Raw genomic sequence first — 787 nt, 5'->3', positions numbered from 1 at the left:
CTAAAATTGGCTGACATGCTAGGGGGGCTGTGCTTGTCTGTCAAGAATTACTATCCGCCATACAATAATTAAAGTCTTGTTTTGGCTAGAATGTGCTTGCAACACTTGGTTGAATAAAATACAATTGCGCGCCCTAAAAGTCATGGGTGTTCTCAGTGATAGGGTTGCCAAAGAGCTTCCTTTAGAAACTGGAGATCAGATTTTTCAAAAAACTGTAAATATCAGTTTGGGGAAAATTGGTCGTAAGTAACACATGCGGGTAGAAAGTGAGGCCGGAGATTTAGTTCTCAATATATAGGTCTTGGTAAGTTTGATTCATCTGGGTAATGCTTATTATTAGCGGAAGTTCAGGTGTGTTAGGCGATATGAAAAATTTGGAGAAAACCAAATGTACGCAGTTATTGTAAGCGGTGGTAAGCAGCACCGTGTCACCGAAGGTGAAGTGTTAAAGCTGGAAAAAATTGAAGTTGAAACAGGTGGGACGGTTGAATTTGACCGTGTATTACTTGTTGCAAATGGCGACGATGTTAAAGTTGGCGCGCCAAATGTTGAGGGTGCAAAAGTAACGGCTGAGGTTGTTGATCATGGTCGTCACGAGAAGGTACGTATCTTGAAGTTCAAGCGTCGTAAGCACCACATGAAGAGAATGGGTCACCGTCAGTGGTATACTGAGGTGAAAATTACTGGAATTAAAGGCTAACACTGAGTTTATGGTCGCTCTCAGGAGCAATTAAACCGGTTTAGATACGAACAGACAATAGGAGTAGGATAATGGCTCATAAGAAGG

General features: G+C 41.8%; 1 protein-coding gene. It reads left to right on the top strand.

Translation table 11 applies throughout. The features are described 5' to 3' along the window. The first annotated feature begins 388 nt into the window (after positions 1-388). On the top strand, positions 389-700 hold the full coding sequence (rplU, locus tag A3766_RS28290; protein ID WP_068509871.1) for a 50S ribosomal protein L21: 312 nt from the start codon (positions 389-391) through the stop codon (positions 698-700). The last annotated feature ends 87 nt before the right edge of the window (positions 701-787 follow it).

The organism is Oleiphilus sp. HI0132 (assembly GCF_001635845.1).
This window is presented reverse-complemented; position numbering and strand designations above follow the sequence as displayed.